Consider the following 16,847-nt stretch of genomic DNA (forward strand, 5'->3'; position numbering starts at 1 on the left):
TGCCGATTCCGCTGATACCGGTGAGGGTGATGAGGCGGCAGTTTTGTTGTAGAATCCAGGTTGTGAGGGTTTGGAGTTCGTGGGTGCGATCGAAGAAATCACCCAACTCCGGCATTTCGCTTAAATCTTGATATAAAGTTTTAGTTTTAGTTTGTTTTGTGTTAGATGTTTCCTGATTTTGTGGGTGTGAGTTTCTTTGTTCTGGTGGGTGTCTAGCTTCTCCACAGGTGTTAAAACTACCACTGATGTGTTGTTCGCTGACGTTTTGTACAAAATTTGATGAAACTAAGGAGACTTGCAATCTCTCTATTGCCGAGGATAAATTGGATTTACTAACATCTTCTCCCAACTCTTCTGAAAGTATTTCCCATAACTCTGCGCCCACTTTCCTCACACTACTTTCCGAACAATCAAAGTCTTTGGCTATGTGCTTGTATGTCTCACGCTCTAGAGTGCCTTTGAGTACCGCTGCTTGTAAATCGTCAAGGTGTTGACCTGTTCTCTCGAAGACAATTTTATCCGCGATTTTTAAAGCTTCTTTTAGGTTCATCGGGGCCGGGAGATGTGAAAATTTTATGTATTATACACATTTATCCGCTTTTTAGAACAATTTTGTACAAAAATGTACAAAAATAAATTAAATAAAATGAAACAGAGAAAAATTGTACGCAAAATTGAACATTTTTGTGGTAGACAAATCTTTAATTTACACAAATAATAGAACAATGCTAAATCAATCAAATGTGTGAGGCAAATAAATGACAGTTTATCTTGGTTCTAAACCTGTTGCTGAAATTGCAGTTAATGGTTTGAAAGAGGAACAGTTACAGAAACTCAATCCAAAAGTTGTAGCTGCGATTCAAGCGATTCAAGCCGAACGGATGGGTAAAGAGCCTATTGCCTGGGCTGATTTCAGTAGTCACACTACTAATTAATACCAATTTTTTATGAGGCTGCATAGAATCTGATCCCCCCTAACCCCCTTAAGAATGGGGACAAGATTCCGATCTTTCGTCCCCATTCTTAAGGGGGATGCGAGGGGGGAGCGAGATATGTCCAACTTCACCTTAAATTAGTATAAGTTCAGATTGTTACAGAGACGGCGCTTTGGCTGGGAAGTCTTTTAGCCAAAAATGATTTTTGTTCTACAGTATAGCTTTTAAGGAAAATTTATGTTACTTGAGTTGCTTCTACCCCAAAGAACTGAGTTCTACGAAGTCCGACCTATAACAACAGTTGTAGTTAAAATCGTGAGTCGTTGCAATCTCAAGTGTTCCTATTGCTATATGTATGAACACCCCGATCAAACTTGGAGAGAGCAGCCAGTTTTGATGAGCGTGGAGACGATCCAACTTCTGGCGGATCGTCTCAGTAGCTATATTCGCGAGCGTCAGTTAAAGCAGCTTATTGTAGTCTTTCATGGGGGTGAGCCTCTGCTACTCGGAGCTTCTAAACTTAAAGAGTTTTTCACGATTTTACGGAGTAGTTTTCAGGATATTGAAGCGGACATCAAGTTTGGACTTCAAACGAATGCAACGCTGGTAGACGATGACATTGTACAGGTATTTCAAGACTTCAATGTCCGTGCAGGTGTGAGTATTGATGGGCCGCAAGAATGGAACGACCTTATGCGAGTTGATGCCAAAGGGCGTGGCAGCTTTTCGCAGATTATCGCTGGTGTAGAAAAGCTGCGTAATCCCAAGTCTGGAGGATCTGTGTTTGGAGGTTTTCTCACCGTTGCGAATCCTGAAATAGACCCTTATGAGCTATTGACATTCTTTGAGAAACTAAACACCACTGCTATAGATTTTCTTCTGCCAGACTTCAACTATGATACTTTTCCCTATGATAAGTATCCCCCAGGAACTTTTGGTCGATGGCTATCCGCTCTTTTCGATTATTGGTTAGCTTCAGAAACCAAGATGGAAGTTCGTATATTCAGAACTCTTATGAAGCTCTTAATGGGTGCCCAAAAAGGCTATGACTCTTTTGGCGCATTGAGTGATGGAGTCATCATAGTTGAAAGTGATGGCACTTATCACGGACTAGATGTTTTGAAAACTGCATATCATGGTGCTACCAAAACAGGTATGTCACTGAATTCTCATCCGATTGAAGCTTTAGAATCTTTGCCTCTGGTCACAGCACTATCTAACAAGCAGTCTTCTGCACCTCAAAAGTGCTTGGATTGTCGCTTATTTGATATCTGTGGTGGCGGATATCTGCCCCATCGTTATAGTTCAGAGCATGGCTTTAATCGGGAATCAATTTATTGTGAAGACCTAATCATTCTCATCGATCACATCAAAGATTATTTGTCCACTGAACTATCGGGTATCTCATAAGGACGTTCCATTATGATCGTGTGTGCAGAGCAAGAAACTAAGATTGGAACTGTTGACTTGAAGTTGACCTCTAAGCTAGATGATACTCAACTATTCTACCAAAATGCGTTGATTAAATATGTCGAGGAGTCAGCTACCCGACACATAGCCATGCTGCATATTCTTAGCAATCAAGGTTATGAGCTAGCCGCGGCGCTTCTCAAACAAAGCGATGATCTGAATATGTTGAGCGGTTTGTTTTTGCAATATCGGGAACTGGAAGCAAAATCTCGATCGCTTTTCCAAGCTTATGTCAGCGGTGATACTGATAGGATTAAGAATTTCCTAATTAATTTTTATACTCTATTTTCACCGCTGAGTGGGGGGTTGAGTTTAGGTTTAGATCCTCTCAGAAACGTGAAAGTCACTGTTGGTTCTCTTCTTTGTTTTCCTACGCTAGCTAGAACGGGGGCTGTGATGCAAGATAGCAATCTTGCAGAAATTACAGAACAAGCAATTGAGGTGTTAATTGATGATAAATCTGATCGCATAACTTGGTTGCCAGATAGCTTTACACGATCGGGAATTCGTATTTCCACAGCAATAACTCAACCAGCAGCAGCGGGAAATGAGTTTAATTTCGTTGAAAAAGATGATCTGCACGATGTTTCGGCTGTAAGCATCAGGCATGACGAAATCCGCCTCTGTTTGGATATGCTTCCATTCCTAGATATCGGACTTGGTGTCAGCATGAGTCGCCTGATGAAGGTTTACACTGTCTTGCCTCGTTACTCTCCAACTACACGGAAAGCTGGTTCTGTATCGCAGTTGCCTGGTTGGGCTTGGCAAGACTTCGATCCAGAAGCCGATCGAATGGAAGAAAGATGCCACTTGTGCGTACAAATGGTGCATGAGTTTTTTCATACCAAAGTTAATCTAATAGAAAAAAATGTGCGTCTTTACACAACAGACGGAAATTCACCAGAGGTTTTCTCTCCTTGGAAAAACAGAAACCGTCCTCTTAGACAGGTGATTCATGCTTTGATGACCTTTTCGGCCGGGGCGGCTGTATGGGCTAAACTTGTATCTTCTCCTTGGTTTTCATCTGGGAAGTTGTACTCTGAAGCTGAAAGTTATTGGGTTGAAACACTTGGCTTTGCCGATATAGCTTATCAAGGTTTAATAAAGTCTGAAATGTTAACTGATGCAGGCAAGCTTTTAGTTTGTGCTTGTGTTGATAATTTACATTCTGTAGTTAAGGCAAGTCGGAGTAATTTATGCTAGATCCTCAAAAATTTAGGCAGCCTGTAGTTTTCTTTGCTAATGCTATTGGCGATCATCTTATTGCTTTGCCGGCCATTCGTGCGCTTTCTAACATTTTTTCAGGCAGACTGTCATTGATCGCTGTGCGCGAAGCATATACAGAATTATTCTCAGATATTCCTTTTGAATCTGTATGGTTTATAGAACCTTCTGAGTTCGCAGACTCATACACTATTTTAATGCAAAAAATAGCACTTCTATCTTTTAACTATGAGACCCTGGCTAAACAGGCTAGCGGTTGCGATTTATTTATATCTCTTTCTAAATGGACTTCACCAGACTTAGAACATTTATTTGAAAGTCTATCACCTCCAGAATCTATAGGTTTTTTACCTATTTTTACTTATCAATTGCCCAAGGTATATAGCAACTCTTTCGATACTTTATTTTCAATAGTTCACTTATTTAACCTTAACGTTCAAATAGATAATTTCAGTAATCCTCCCACTATAGAAGCCCAAAATTTATCTCTAGTTCATAGTCTCACAATCTGTCTGGATAAAGAGTTTAAATTGCTTATTGTACATTCAGATACGAAGAAAAGAAAAATGTGGTCTTCAGACCGATTTTTGTTAGCGATAGATGGATTTTTATCAGTTCAGTCTGACTATATAGCGATCATCATAGGGAGTTTTCATGAATTACCATTAGAGTCGGCATCTCATAGAAACCGAATTTTTGATGTATGTGGCATTCCTCTGGGATTATCCTTTGCTTTGCTAAGTGTTGCTGACCTTTTTTTAGGTATTGATTCGTGTATGCTTCATGCTGCTGACTTATTCCGTGTACCAGGAGTCGGAATTTTCGGACCAACCGATCCTAAAGAGTGGGGCTTTAGATTTGCCTCTCATAAACATATAAGTTCTGATGCTATTGCGTCGATCACATCAGAACAAGTCATTGATGCTTTAATGTCCTTCTGTTAGTTTACGAGCACGTAAAAAAGGATTTCAGGCTGGCAGTACCTCCTGTACCCATTTGAAGTATTTTTGAATCACATCAGTATAAAGGATTATTTTTTATGGCTAAGTTATTTGCGTTTTTTGGACACCACAAAGGAGGTACAAGGTGGATTGGCAAAATCATTCGTCAAATGTCCCAGCATTTGGACTTAAAATATTTTACTGCCAATACCCCTAAAGAGTTTGGTTTCGACTTAGAAGAATATATATCTAAGCACCAGATAGAATTCCTTAATTATTTAAATTCTGACATAGCTTACATTAAGCAAATACGGAATGATTTCAAGGGATTTCATGTAGTGAGAGATCCAAGAGACATTGCTGTCTCTGCCTATTTCTCTCACCTTTACACTCATCCAACTGAAGGGTGGACAGAGTTAGCAGAGCACAGAAAAATATTAGCGACTTTATCTAAGGATGAAGGTTTGCTAGTTGATATACAGTTTACGAGTCGTCTAAGAACTGATGGATGCGATCTTAATTTGTTTTCATCAATGGATAATTGGATGTACGGTATGCCTAACGTAATGGAAGTAAAATTTGAAAATCTGATATCCAATACTTACAATTGCTGTAGAGAAATATTTCATTTTTTAGGTTTGTCAGAAGACAAACCTGAAAGTGATTATTCTGCTAAAATTAGTCAGGATGAATCTGATACAATTTTATTTAAAATTGTTGAAAAAAATAACTTTTCTAGTCTAGCTCATGGTAGAAGTGCAGGAACAGAAGATATAAACAGTCATTATCGCAAAGGTATAATTGGTGATTGGAAAAATCATTTTACTCAAGAACACAAAAACTATTTTAAGGAAAATTATAATGATTTACTCATAAAACTAGGATACGAGAGTGATGACAGATGGTAGAAAAAAGTTTTACACTCTAAACTTCAGGTTATCAGATTCAATCTCAATAAAAAGTTTTATACATAAGGAAATATATGAATCAACTTATTGAAGGGGTAAAAATAATTAGCAACTATGGCAATATGAGCCTTAAAGACCATCTACTAATTAGTTCGGGAACAGAGCAGGCTAGTGTTTCAACAGATCGAGCTGCAACTCCTTACTGTAATGATGCAATTGTCCCTCGATTACCGTGGCGAACACTTACTTCACTGGAACAACAAATCCTCTTCAGTAGTAAGCTTAAACATCTGCCAAGTCTGTATGTAAGCATTCTGAATATCCCTCAAAATATTTTAGGTTATCTAAATGATTTAGGTCGTGTAAAAGACCATAGGTTGTTGAAGTATGTTTTGCAAAAAGAGAGGGTGAAAAAAGGTATCAGCCTAATTCAGGAGTATATTCAGACGTTCCGCATCCAAAGTGCACAATTAAGTGAGTATAGAATTGGGTGGAATGCTCCTAACCAGATAACTGTAACTGTTGGAAGCGATAGCTGTAGGGTCGGTCTCCACATTGATAATCAGCGTGGCTCATCGCTGCATCGTATCTCGATCAATCTTGGATCTGAACCGCGCTATCTCTTGTTCATCAATTTATCAGTTGATCAGCTATACAGATTGGTCTCTGATACTGATGATAATTTAGTTAGCAAAACTTCGGGTAGTTCAAAAATTTGTATGGCATTTATGCAGCTTTTTCCAAGTTATCCCGTTATCAAATTAAGAGTTAATCCCGGAGAGGCTTATATAGCTCCTACAGAACATATTACTCATGATGGGTGTACGGAGGGAACAGAAAGTCTCGATGTATTTTTTACCCTGCGAACTATTTTTGATTGCCAGTCTAGAGTAGATCGCAGCGTTGTTATGTTGTCGCGTTCTCCCTCACTCAATCCCTGAATATATATTACGCAAAACATAAATAAGTAGGCAGAAATATTACAATAGGTCAGCTAATACTGGTCTAATTACTCAAAAAACAATACAGTGAAGATCATGGAAGAAAATTTTATGCTATTGGGTGAGTTAGCAAAAAGACTATCGTATAAGCCTGGTTATAGATTTTTAATTCGTAGAATTGATAACGAAAAAGCTTTGATTTCTCTTAGATGTCCATCATTACCTAATTCTCAAGAAGAAGGTGAGGAGGTTGTTGGGTTAACAATTAATAATACAGTAAAGCTGTCAGCGATCGTAACACCATCAGATGCCTTACACGCTTTCGCAAACGTCGTGGCAAGTCTGGAGCTTCACGAATCGGCAGAATGGTTCAAAATAGACGATCGGCAAGTATTCCTGCCACATGGTTGGGGAGATGAATTTGGCGGCTTTAAGTGGGAGGATTTTATGAATCTTAATGGTAAGTTTCTTAGTGCTCTAAAGAACTTTATCGAGCTGCCTAGTATGTGAAGTAGAGATGCTTGCATGAATAGCGATCGCCCTTCACACCAAATACCAAACACTGCGATCATTGTACGGAGTGCGATCACCCTTTCTGGTTTCTGACGACCGATCGCCTAAAATGAAAGAGCGATCGCCCTTTATACCAAATACCAAACACTGCGATGATTGTACGAGTTGCGATACTAATGCAAAAACTTGCGAACTTGATATTCGCGACTTTCGACGATCGGCATTTGCAAATCCCCCATTTTAGCATCCAACTCATCGATTGTGCTTTGCGGCACCGAGTTCCACTGTTCCCTAGTTTCCCACCGAATCAACATCAGCACCTCATTTTCCACCGCATCCACCCAAACTTCTTTGCCCAAATAACCGGGAAAACTTTTGAGTCCGGCCGTCCAAACTTCTTCATCTCGCAGAATAAACTGTTCCCATTTTTCGCGAGGTACTTTAAATCTCAGCCATTCAATTACCATATTATTTTAGATTTTAGATTGTAGATTGTAGATTTTGTAGGGTGCCTCAGGCAAAAAATGATTGGTATCTCGTATAAGATTCATTCCTGACGCACCTACAAAACTTAGTGAAAAAACATTAGTCCTTAGTCGCCACATTCTGATAGGAAAAGCACCCTCAAATAATTCCAGGTTTGGATCGAATCGATTAATCGTTACCGATCGCAATTTTAACGATTAACTCAGTTCCCTCTCCCGGACGAGAAATACACAGCAAGTCACCACCATGCTTTTCTACTACCAAATGTTGGGATATTGCCAATCCCAAACCTGTGCTCGTGGCCTGACATTTAGTGGTAAATAAAGGGTCAAAGATACGGCAGAGAACTTCTTCAGTCATTCCAGGGCCGTTGTCGCTAATGGCGATCGCCACTTCGCTCTCCCCTATCACTTCTGTCCGAATCCGAATTTCGGGATTGAATATTTCAGTTCCCGAGCTACCGGCAGACAACAAAGACTGATTTTGGATTGTACCATACTTTTCCGGATTTCTTCCCTCTGCTTCCAAAGCGTCGATCGCATTTGTCAACAAGTGCATGAACACTTGATTTAACTGTCCCGGATAGCAGCGGACTCGCGGCAAATTCCCGTATTCCTTAACTAGAGAAATACCCGGCCGTCCCCCTTTAGCTTGGAGGCGATTTTGCAAGATCAGCACAGTGCTGTCCAAACCTTCATGGATATCCGCAGGCTTCATTTCAGGTTCGTCAGTACGCGAGAACAAGCGGAGCGATCGCACAACATCCCGAATTCTCTCCGAACCGACTTTCATTGAATTTAGCAGTTTTGGTATGTCTTTTTTGATGAAGTCTAAGTCTAATTCTTCCATCAAATCTTGAATTTCCGGAGCTGGATCGGGATAATTTTTTTGGTAAAGGTCGATCGAACGCAGCAGTTCTTGAATGTAGCCAGTGGCGTGGCTGACGTTGCCAGAAATGAAACTAACTGGATTGTTGATTTCATGCGCTATTCCTGCTACCAACTGCCCTAGAGATGACATCTTTTCTGTTTGAATCAGTTGAGTTTGAGTTTGCTGCAAAACTAACAGCGTCCGCTCTAATTTTGCCGCTTGCTGGCGCAGGCGTTCTTCCGATTCTTGCAAAGCCAACAAAGACTGTTTGCTTTCTGTAATGTCCAATCCCACAAATACTGCTGCCGTATTTTTTTGATATTTTTGAGCCACAATTAAATAAGTTTTATTTTCTCCTCTGATGCTCGCTGTTACTTCTTGAGAGGTCTTATGGTTCGAGCCGACAAAAAAATCGTATACTAAGTCGTTAAATTTGGGACTTGTATCTAAAAAACCTACTTTTTTACCTGTAAATAGTTCCGCAGGCATTTGGTAAGCGGAAGCTAAATGTCGGTTTACTCCCAAGTAGCGCAAATCGGAACTTACCCAAGAAACTAATCCGGGCACCGCATCCAAGACGGCTTGAAGTTGCTCTTTTGCCTCTAAAAGCGCAGATTTTGCTGCGAGGCGAGCCCAAATGTCGCGGGCGATCGTGCAGCAGTATTCGCAGCCGTCGTATTCTAAATAATTGACTTGAACTTCGACGGGAAAACTGGTGCCGTTTTTAGTTCTATAACTGGTTTCAAAAGTAAGGTTGTTTTGCTGCTTGAGTTCAACCCAGCGATCTGGCCAATCCGATGCTGACAATTGCGAATCGATGTCGCTCAATCTCAGGTTTAGCAGTTCCGATTCCGAGTAACCTCCTCGATCGCAAGCCGCTTTATTCGCATAGCAAATTTGACCGTCGGAGGTGGTAAAAAAAACTGTATCAGCAGCATTGTCGAGGGCATTTTGAGTTAGTTGTAGTTTTGTTTCTAACTGCTGGCTTTTGCCACCGGGCCTCCATATATTGTAGAAATTTCTTTCTGTTATCTTTTCGGCAAACAGGATCAAACCGCCGATCGCACCCTCGTTATTTTTCCACGGCAAAAATACCCATTTTTCCGAAGCGCTGACCCCAACTTCGATTTTTCCTGCTACAGATACGGGCGATTGCCCTACGACAAACTCGCTATATTCCAAAACTCCCGCCAAACAAGCGCGAGCATTTTGGTGCCAATATTCCGGGAGATTTGGGAACAGTTCCCAATGAGACCGACCAAGGGCCTCACCGCAACCAAACCCGCAATCTGTTTCCCAGCGACGAGAAACTGACAGATAGCGCATTTCACAATCTACCATTGCCACGGCGTCGGCGGATCGCTCCACAAACCGCCGAAATCCCTCTTTATTTTCGGACATGGCTGCATCAGGGGGTTGGTGGGCGATCGGGATTTTCCCCCCGGCATACCTTCCCAGTCGAATTTCTTGCTTAACTGGCTTAGTTTGCACGATTTGGGATTTCCTCCATAGCTGTCAAGTTTGAAAAATCTATTTCAGACCTAAAACACTCTTCCCCTGATTGGCTGTTTTGGGTGATACCCTTGGAGGGTCTCACCCATCAGTAATATCATTTTTTAGGGGATGTGTCCATAGGTACTTAATAAATTGTTCCCGAAACTTTGACATTCAGGAAATTTCCTCATAATTATTCAACATTTGAGGTGGCGCAGCAGTACGCGCGGCAATGCTATCCCTCTTCGTGAATCGCCCAAAGTGTGTGAGACTTTACGTGCCTCGTCAAACAAATTTGTGCGTAAATTCACTGGTAAAATCCACTCTTCCTTTCCGCAGCATCGCAGGATCTAATCTTTCAATCGTGTTGCAAGTGAGTAACACTACGAGTTTCTGCTGAAATTGAATCCCGTGCTCGTCCATCACGCTTTGATACAGAGTTCCATCCAGCAAACTCAAAATATGTTCAGTTTTGTTACTGCGTTGGGCCGCTGCGGTCGATCGATCTTGAGCCAAATTATCAGCCTCGTTGATAATAATGCAAATCCGCTCCAAATAACTCGGCGGCACAAAATTTTCCACAGCATCATGATCTAAGATAAAGATCACATAACCCAGCGGCACTAAAATCTCCTTTGCTACCGCTTGAGTCCAAGCAGTTTTGCCAGTCCCCGGTTCGCCACTAACCAACACAGCCAACTGATTTTGGTCGAGAATTGCCTGCTGAACAGTATCAGTAAAACTTTGAACTTCCGCAGAAAAAGTCCGAATAGGGAAGTAACTGTGAACCTGTCCGACACGGCTTTTGTACCCGCTGAGAATCACCGCTAAATTATAAGTAGCCTTGCTAACTAACGGCGCAATATCTTTGCAGATCAGAGTGTAGCACCGCCGACCCCTGTCGTAGCTGTCAATTTGCAGCCAGCAGCCTGCTTGTCCCCAATAAGCATAAACAGTACCCAAAACTTCCAAGCGTTCCCAGCTAACAAATCGCTCCCGCGGATAAGAAAAATGCCGTTCCATAAAAAACTGGGTAATCACATCCGGTTTCCCCAGCAAATCCAGAACTTTGAAAACAGCAATCTCTTGGAGTTTGTTGAGAACGTAGTCGATGGGAATGCTAGCGCGGCTGACCAATTGAACAACAGGCGTTTCGGTGACTAAAACATCTTTGTAACGGTAATCCGGGTAAACTGGCTGCGGAGTAATGTAATCCCAAAACTCGTCTATTTCGTAGCGAGTATTTTCCGAAAATACATTTAAGATATTCGCCCACCAAGTATACTGGTGTCGTCCCATGGCATCGGCGATATCGCTGGCTGCATCTAAAGTTTTTTGAGCGAGTTCTACAGGGTCGCTAGATGCTAAGTGCAGCAGGTGTTCCCAATCAAATTGACGGTAGAGAGGTCGCCAGCCCGATCCTAGCAGCCCTCGATTTTGAGGGTTGTTTTGATTAAAATTGTTGTCGCGATCGCCCATATCTTCCGCACTCATCTTGTAAAACTCCTAGTTACTCTTATTTTAAAATATTTGCCGCACACTTGCTAGAACCAAACAGGATTTTCTCAATATACTTTTAGATAATTGGGCGGCACCATATCTACCAACCAAACTTTGTTATCCGAACAGTAAAATGTATGGCCGTCGCATTGCATTGCTGCGGTATCTACAATCAAGACTGCCGGGATGCCGTGTCTGGCACCTACTTTACGGGCTGTTTGAATGTCCGCCGACAAATGAACGTGATGCCGCGACATTTTCCGAATTCCTTCACTGAGAATAGACTCGACGGCAGTCTTACCTGTTCCGTGATATAAAATATCTGGGGGAACAGCAGGTTCTAACTGCAAGTCAACCTCTACACTGTGTCCTTGGTTGGCCCGAATTAGAGTGCCTGTCGAGTCGAAGGAAAAGCGCTGTTTGTCGTTTTGGGCGACTACTTCCTTGAGTTCGTAAGGCTGAACAGAAAAGTTATTTTTTTGGCAAGCATCGAGGAGTTCGCTAACAGCAATCCAGCCCCCCGGCGCGAGTTGAATGCCGATGCGTGAGGGCGCGTGGCGCAGGTGTTTGCTGAGATATCGGCTAATTTTTATTAATCGGGAATCGTTCATCCTTTTACTTAATTTATTGAGTTATTTTGTGGGTATATCGGGTTTATTTAATCTGTTTTTACTGGGAGAGGGATTGAGTGAAATTATGCGGTCAACTCAAGTATAATTTTTTTTGTATCTCTCGTTTATAGCTGAATCTCACTCCCCCTAAATCCCCCTTAGGTCGCAGCGTGGTTTTATTGTTGGGAAAGAGATAGGTACGTTGTTGGGCTTCAGCCCTCTTTCGACATATATATAAAGAGGGCTAAAGCCCAACAACGTACCTTTATTAAGGGGTATTTTTTTTAGAAAAACTTTGCCTTCTACATGGGGACAATTCCGCCAAAAATAGCAAAATTGAGATAGCGCCAGTGACAAGCTGCGTCTGCAAAACCAGCTTCTGCAAGCCACTTTGTTTGTTCTTCGACAGAGGAAGGAATATCTTCTTTTAGATAGCTGTTAAAACACGCTGCATCGTCTTCTCCATTAGCTTTTATGTACTGCCGCCACAAATGTTCGTATTGCTCGGTTAGCTTTGGGGTAGCACCTGTGACAATATCTCGGATTAGCAAGATTCCCCCGGCATTCATTGAGTGAAAAAGTTTGTGAAATAGCTGTTTTTTTTGTTCGCCGTCGAGGTGGTGGATTGCCAACCCTGAAACTACTAAATCGTAGCCGCTGCCGAAATCATCTTCGGCGAAGTTTCCCTGCTGCAATGTCAGGCGTTCTTGGAAAGCGGATAAGTTAGTTTGACAAACTTTTAGCATATTTTCCGCCATGTCGAAGGCTGTGACTTTTGCTTGAGGAAATGCTTGCAAAATCATTGCAGACAGTATGCCAGTTCCCGCACCTAAATCTAGAACTTTTATGTTGGCATGGGTTTCAAAATCAATTAATTGCAATATTATTTCGTGTTGCTCGCGATACTGCGGAATGAGGCGGGGAATTAAACCGTCATAATCAAATGCTCTTTGTTCAAATTGCTCGCGTACTAAGTCTAAATTCATAGATAAATTCACAGAAACTTTTCCTCAAACTTTTAATGGTTGAGTGCGTTAATGCAGTTGGGCTGCTCTTTGGTTAAATGTCGTATTACATTTTATAATACAAAACATTTACAGACCTGTCAAGAGGTAGGAGAAAATAATTTAACTGAAGTTGCTGACGATCGCAAAACACAGACTTTGTTAGCCATTTCCCAGCCAATTATTTGGGAACTGTCAAGCCCTGCACATATATCTGGGATGTGGAGGTGAGGCAGAATGCGGGAGACTCGAAAGCCTGGGGCAGAGATTTTGTGCCAGATGCGGCAGGGTAATTTTCAGAAAAAAGTTGGGTTTTTGCAGCCAGCGGCCCAGCGGGCAGATCTGAGAAAATCTGTCTTCAGATTGACCAATTTTAGTCTAAACTTCAAATAAAATTTCAGGTGACTCCAGTTTTCCAAAATAGTGCCACTGTAGGCAGCTATCCCCAACCCCGATAGTTCTTGTTCATTCCTCATCTAAAATCTCGAATCTCAAATGGTATGACTCCTGAGTGGATGTGCTGTTTGCCGAGCATTCATGAAAATAAAAATATACAAAATATTACACCTGCCGGTGCGGAAAAAACAGTGATAATTAATCAGGATGCGAGTAGATTAGGTGTCAGTCATCAGGGGACAATAGAAGCAATGGAAATTCAAGAGCGGAGCCAGGAGCGGCGCGATCGCCTCAGTCAAATTTCTACGATAAAAGAACTAGATTCGTCGCTGCAAGAAGGTTTAGATTTTAAAGTAGCGATCGACCAATCGGCACTGGCGGTGAGAACCGACGCCCGAGGAATTATCAATTATGTCAGCGATCGACTGTGCAGCATCTCTAACTATTCGCGTATTGAACTAATAGGCAGCCATTTTTGCATCCTCCATTCGGAATATAAGTCTTCGGAATTAATCAAAAATCTGCTGTCAACAGTTGCCAAAAATGAAGTTTGGCAAGGAGAAATGAAGAACCAAGCCAAGAATGGCAGCGATTATTGGGTGCACGCAGCAGTAGTTCCGCTTTTGGACTTTAACGGGAAACCCTGTCAGTATTTGGCGATCGGATTTGACATCACCGATCGCAAAGCCGTTGAAGCAGCCCAAGCCGCAGTCAACCGCGCCAAAGACGATTTTTTGGGCATTGCGGGACACGAACTGCGATCGCCCCTGAGCGCGATTTTGGGATGGGTGCAGCTAGCTCGATCGCGCAAGTTAAACGAAGCTACCACCAACCGCGCTTTGGAAATCATCGAGCGCAACGCCAAATTGCAAAACCGCCAAATAGACAATCTCCTCGATTTGAGTCGGCTGCTGCGGGGGAAAGTCCGCCTGAACCTGGCTCGGGTTCACCTCCCATCTGTCATAGAATCGGCTATTGAGACCGTCCGCCCCGCCGCCGAGGCCAAAAACCTCCGCGTAGAAACACAGTTCTACCCGGGCGTCAGCTACGTTGTGGCCGATGTAGAGCGCTTGCAGCAAATAGTCTGGAACCTCCTGGCCAACGCCATCAAATTCACCCCAGAATCGACACCAGACCCAGTTGAAGTGCGGATCGAGCCTACAGAGTCGGGTACCTTGATTCGCGTCAGCGACAGCGGTTGCGGGATTGAACCCAAATTTGTGCCGCACATCTTTGACTACTTCCGCCCCGCAGATAGCTTTCAGTCGAAGGAACAAAATCGGCTCGGGTTGGGGCTCTCAATTGTGCGGCATTTGGTGGAATTGCACGGGGGAACTGTTTGGGCTTCCAGTCCCGGCCTGGGTATGGGGACGACGTTTGGGGTGCTGCTACCCGTAGCGCACAGCAACAATTCGCGCGACGATCGCAAAAGCGCGATCGGCCGCACCGAAAACCACGCGGAATCGGTTCCCAAACCCTTAGCCGGAAAGCAAGTGCTGGTAGTTGAAAGCAGCGCCGAGATTCGGGAATTTCTCAAAACTGCCCTGGAAGCATTTGGAGCCAAGGTAACAGCGGTGGGTAGCGCTTGCGAAGCGATGGCGCAGTTGGAACAGTCGCGGCCCGACGTGTTGGTAAGCGATATGGCGGTGTCGGAAACAGACGGCTCCGATTTGATCCGCCGCATCAGAGCCATGGAAATGTCCGAGCAAAGGGAACTGCTGCCGGCGGTGGCCCTGACGGGAGGCGTCCGTGAGGAGGATTCGGCATCGGCCCTCTCTGCGGGGTTTCAGAGGCATTTGTCGAAGCCGGTGGAGGCGAATCTGTTGGTAAGCGCGATCGTCCAATTGGCAGGGATGAGTGAATTTGGCTGCTCAGACGAGGGAAATGTTGGGGCGATCGCCCCGCTGCCGGACTCTAACAGTTGTGACGACAAAAATAATGGGGGACAATTAACGCCTGACAGCCGAGAGTTACCGCTGTTGCTGGTAGTAGAAGACAACTATTCTCTGCTGGCTTACCTCCAAACTTTATTGAGTCCGTACTATCGAGTTGCGGTGGCGATGGACGGGGTTGAAGGTTTGGAAAAAGCCAAAAGTTTGCAGCCGAATTTGATTTTGAGCGACCAAATCATGCCCCGACAAAACGGACTGGATTTGCTCAAAGAGATTCGGAATACGCCGGAGTTGAGTTCGACTCCAGTAATCTTTTTGACAGCGCGATCGGGCATGGAAGCTCGGATCGAAAGTTTGGATGCTGGTGCTGACGATTATATTTCCAAACCTTTTGACGAGAGGGAACTGTTGGCGAGGGTTAGAAACTTGCTGAGAACCCACGCAGCCGAACAGCAGTTGACGGTGCTCAACCGCCAGTTGCAGCAGCAGAAACGGCAGTTAGAAACAGTGAATCGAGCCTTGCAGTATTTGGCAACTTACGACAGTTTGACTGAGGTAAGAAACCGCCGCTTTTTTAATGATTATATGGATGCGGAATGGCGGCGTTTGGCGAGGGAAGAAGCGCCGCTGTCTTTGATTATGTGCGATATCGATTACTTCAAACTTTACAACGACACTTACGGCCACCAACCGGGGGATGAGTGTTTGCGGCAAGTGGCGCAGGTTCTCCAGTGTTCGGTAAAGCGATCGGCTGATTTAGTTGCGCGTTACGGTGGAGAAGAATTTGCGGTAGTTTTGCCGAATACGGATATTGAAGGTGCGGCTTGCGTTGCTGAAAGGATCGCTCAACAGGTGCGGGGTTTGCAGATACCTCACGCGCAGTCTGGTGTCAGCGAATATGTCACGCTGAGTTTGGGTGTGGCTTGCTGCATTCCGGCGCCGATGTCGCAGCCGGCGACGTTAATTGCGATCGCCGATGAGTCGCTGTATCGCGCGAAAGCCGCTGGGCGCGATCGGGTTTCGGTTGCCGCATTTCTAGGATAATATAATAGTTAAAGGAGGTCGCGCCATGACACTAATATTAGATAAGCCCAAAGACCAACGGTTAACTCACTCCGGGATTGATTGGCAACAATTCAAACTAATCGAACAGGGATTCTCCGACTCCCCCGGCATTAGACTGTTTTATTTCAAAGGCGAGGTAGAAATTTTGGCAGTTTCGCAAGAACACGAATCATTCAGCAGGACGATCGCAGGTCTGCTGATGGACTACTTTGTGGAAAAAGACATCGAGTTTAACCCTTTGGGTAGCTTTACTCAAGAGAAAGGACAGGAAGTCTCAGTACAAGCTGATGAATCTTTTTTAATTGGAAAATCAACAGGTAAAACCCCCGATCTTGCCATCGAAGTAGTATTTACCAGTGGGGGAGAGAGCAAATTGAATCGCTACCAAGCCTTGGGGGTTCCCGAAGTTTGGTTTTGGGAGGATGGATTATTTGGTCTGTATCATTTGCGATCGCACGGCTATGAAAAAATTGCCCAAAGCGAAGTTCTGCCAGACTTAGATATTAATTTATTGTCTCGGTGCTTGCTGATGGCTTCTAGGATTGAAGCGGTTAAGGAGTTTCGGCGCGGGATTTCTGGGGTTTAGAGGAAAAGTTG

The 16,847-nt window shown here is 43.5% G+C and carries 14 protein-coding genes and 1 pseudogene; 9 read left to right on the forward strand and 6 right to left on the reverse strand.

Going from position 1 to position 16,847, the window contains the following annotated elements:
* Nucleotides 1-550 (reverse strand): annotated as a pseudogene (locus JGK20_RS09615) (ATPase); the annotation flags it as partial.
* 208 nt (nt 551-758) lie between these two features.
* On the opposite strand from JGK20_RS09615, the gene JGK20_RS09620 reads away from it, so the two are divergent.
* From JGK20_RS09620 to JGK20_RS09650, 7 genes are all read left to right on the forward strand, one after another.
* Entirely contained in the window at nt 759-935 is a 177-nt protein-coding gene (locus tag JGK20_RS09620; protein ID WP_293230211.1) for a hypothetical protein, read from the forward strand.
* 237 nt (nt 936-1,172) lie between these two features.
* A complete protein-coding gene (locus JGK20_RS09625; RefSeq protein WP_293230213.1) occupies nt 1,173-2,345 on the forward strand; it encodes a radical SAM protein in 1,173 nt (390 codons plus the stop codon).
* 12 nt (nt 2,346-2,357) lie between these two features.
* Nucleotides 2,358-3,608: an HEXXH motif-containing putative peptide modification protein gene (locus JGK20_RS09630; RefSeq protein ID WP_293230215.1), complete on the forward strand. Its 1,251-nt coding sequence runs from the start codon at nt 2,358-2,360 to the stop codon at nt 3,606-3,608.
* Nucleotides 3,602-4,573, forward strand: a complete 972-nt coding sequence (locus JGK20_RS09635; protein ID WP_293230218.1) for a glycosyltransferase family 9 protein — start codon at nt 3,602-3,604, stop codon at nt 4,571-4,573. Before JGK20_RS09630 ends, JGK20_RS09635 begins: the two co-directional genes overlap by 7 nt.
* A 95-nt stretch (nt 4,574-4,668) precedes the next feature.
* Nucleotides 4,669-5,478: a sulfotransferase domain-containing protein gene (locus tag JGK20_RS09640; RefSeq protein ID WP_293230221.1), complete on the forward strand. Its 810-nt coding sequence runs from the start codon at nt 4,669-4,671 to the stop codon at nt 5,476-5,478.
* A 74-nt stretch (nt 5,479-5,552) separates the two neighbouring features.
* On the forward strand, nt 5,553-6,419 hold the full coding sequence (locus JGK20_RS09645) for a hypothetical protein (protein WP_293230223.1): 867 nt from the start codon (nt 5,553-5,555) through the stop codon (nt 6,417-6,419).
* A 96-nt stretch (nt 6,420-6,515) separates the two neighbouring features.
* Complete coding sequence (locus JGK20_RS09650; RefSeq protein WP_293230225.1) at nt 6,516-6,929, forward strand: hypothetical protein; 414 nt, start codon at nt 6,516-6,518, stop codon at nt 6,927-6,929.
* Between the two features lie 176 nt (nt 6,930-7,105).
* Here JGK20_RS09650 and JGK20_RS09655 read toward each other — a convergent pair whose 3' ends face one another.
* From JGK20_RS09655 to JGK20_RS09675, 5 genes are all read right to left on the reverse strand, one after another.
* The gene (locus JGK20_RS09655) at nt 7,106-7,399 is read right to left on the reverse strand and encodes a TIGR03792 family protein (RefSeq protein WP_293149554.1); all 294 of its coding nucleotides are present in this window, start codon (nt 7,397-7,399) and stop codon (nt 7,106-7,108) included.
* A gap of 187 nt (nt 7,400-7,586) precedes the next feature.
* Nucleotides 7,587-9,779, reverse strand: a complete 2,193-nt coding sequence (locus tag JGK20_RS09660) for a PAS domain S-box protein (RefSeq protein ID WP_293197077.1) — start codon at nt 9,777-9,779, stop codon at nt 7,587-7,589.
* 288 nt (nt 9,780-10,067) lie between these two features.
* Complete coding sequence (locus tag JGK20_RS09665) at nt 10,068-11,276, reverse strand: AAA family ATPase (protein WP_293191152.1); 1,209 nt, start codon at nt 11,274-11,276, stop codon at nt 10,068-10,070.
* Between the two features lie 71 nt (nt 11,277-11,347).
* The gene (locus JGK20_RS09670; protein WP_293176177.1) at nt 11,348-11,893 is read right to left on the reverse strand and encodes an RNA 2'-phosphotransferase; all 546 of its coding nucleotides are present in this window, start codon (nt 11,891-11,893) and stop codon (nt 11,348-11,350) included.
* A gap of 302 nt (nt 11,894-12,195) precedes the next feature.
* Entirely contained in the window at nt 12,196-12,891 is a 696-nt protein-coding gene (locus JGK20_RS09675; RefSeq protein ID WP_293176179.1) for a class I SAM-dependent methyltransferase, read from the reverse strand.
* 506 nt (nt 12,892-13,397) lie between these two features.
* Here JGK20_RS09675 and JGK20_RS09680 point away from each other — a divergent pair.
* Both JGK20_RS09680 and JGK20_RS09685 read left to right on the forward strand, forming a co-directional pair.
* Nucleotides 13,398-16,229: a diguanylate cyclase gene (locus tag JGK20_RS09680; RefSeq protein ID WP_293230228.1), complete on the forward strand. Its 2,832-nt coding sequence runs from the start codon at nt 13,398-13,400 to the stop codon at nt 16,227-16,229.
* A 25-nt stretch (nt 16,230-16,254) separates the two neighbouring features.
* On the forward strand, nt 16,255-16,836 hold the full coding sequence (locus tag JGK20_RS09685) for a Uma2 family endonuclease (RefSeq protein ID WP_293176183.1): 582 nt from the start codon (nt 16,255-16,257) through the stop codon (nt 16,834-16,836).
* Nucleotides 16,837-16,847: the final 11 nt, after the last annotated feature.

It is taken from the genome of Microcoleus sp. PH2017_05_CCC_O_A (assembly GCF_020738785.1).
In the GTDB taxonomy this organism is placed as follows: Bacteria; Cyanobacteriota; Cyanobacteriia; order Cyanobacteriales; family Microcoleaceae; genus Microcoleus.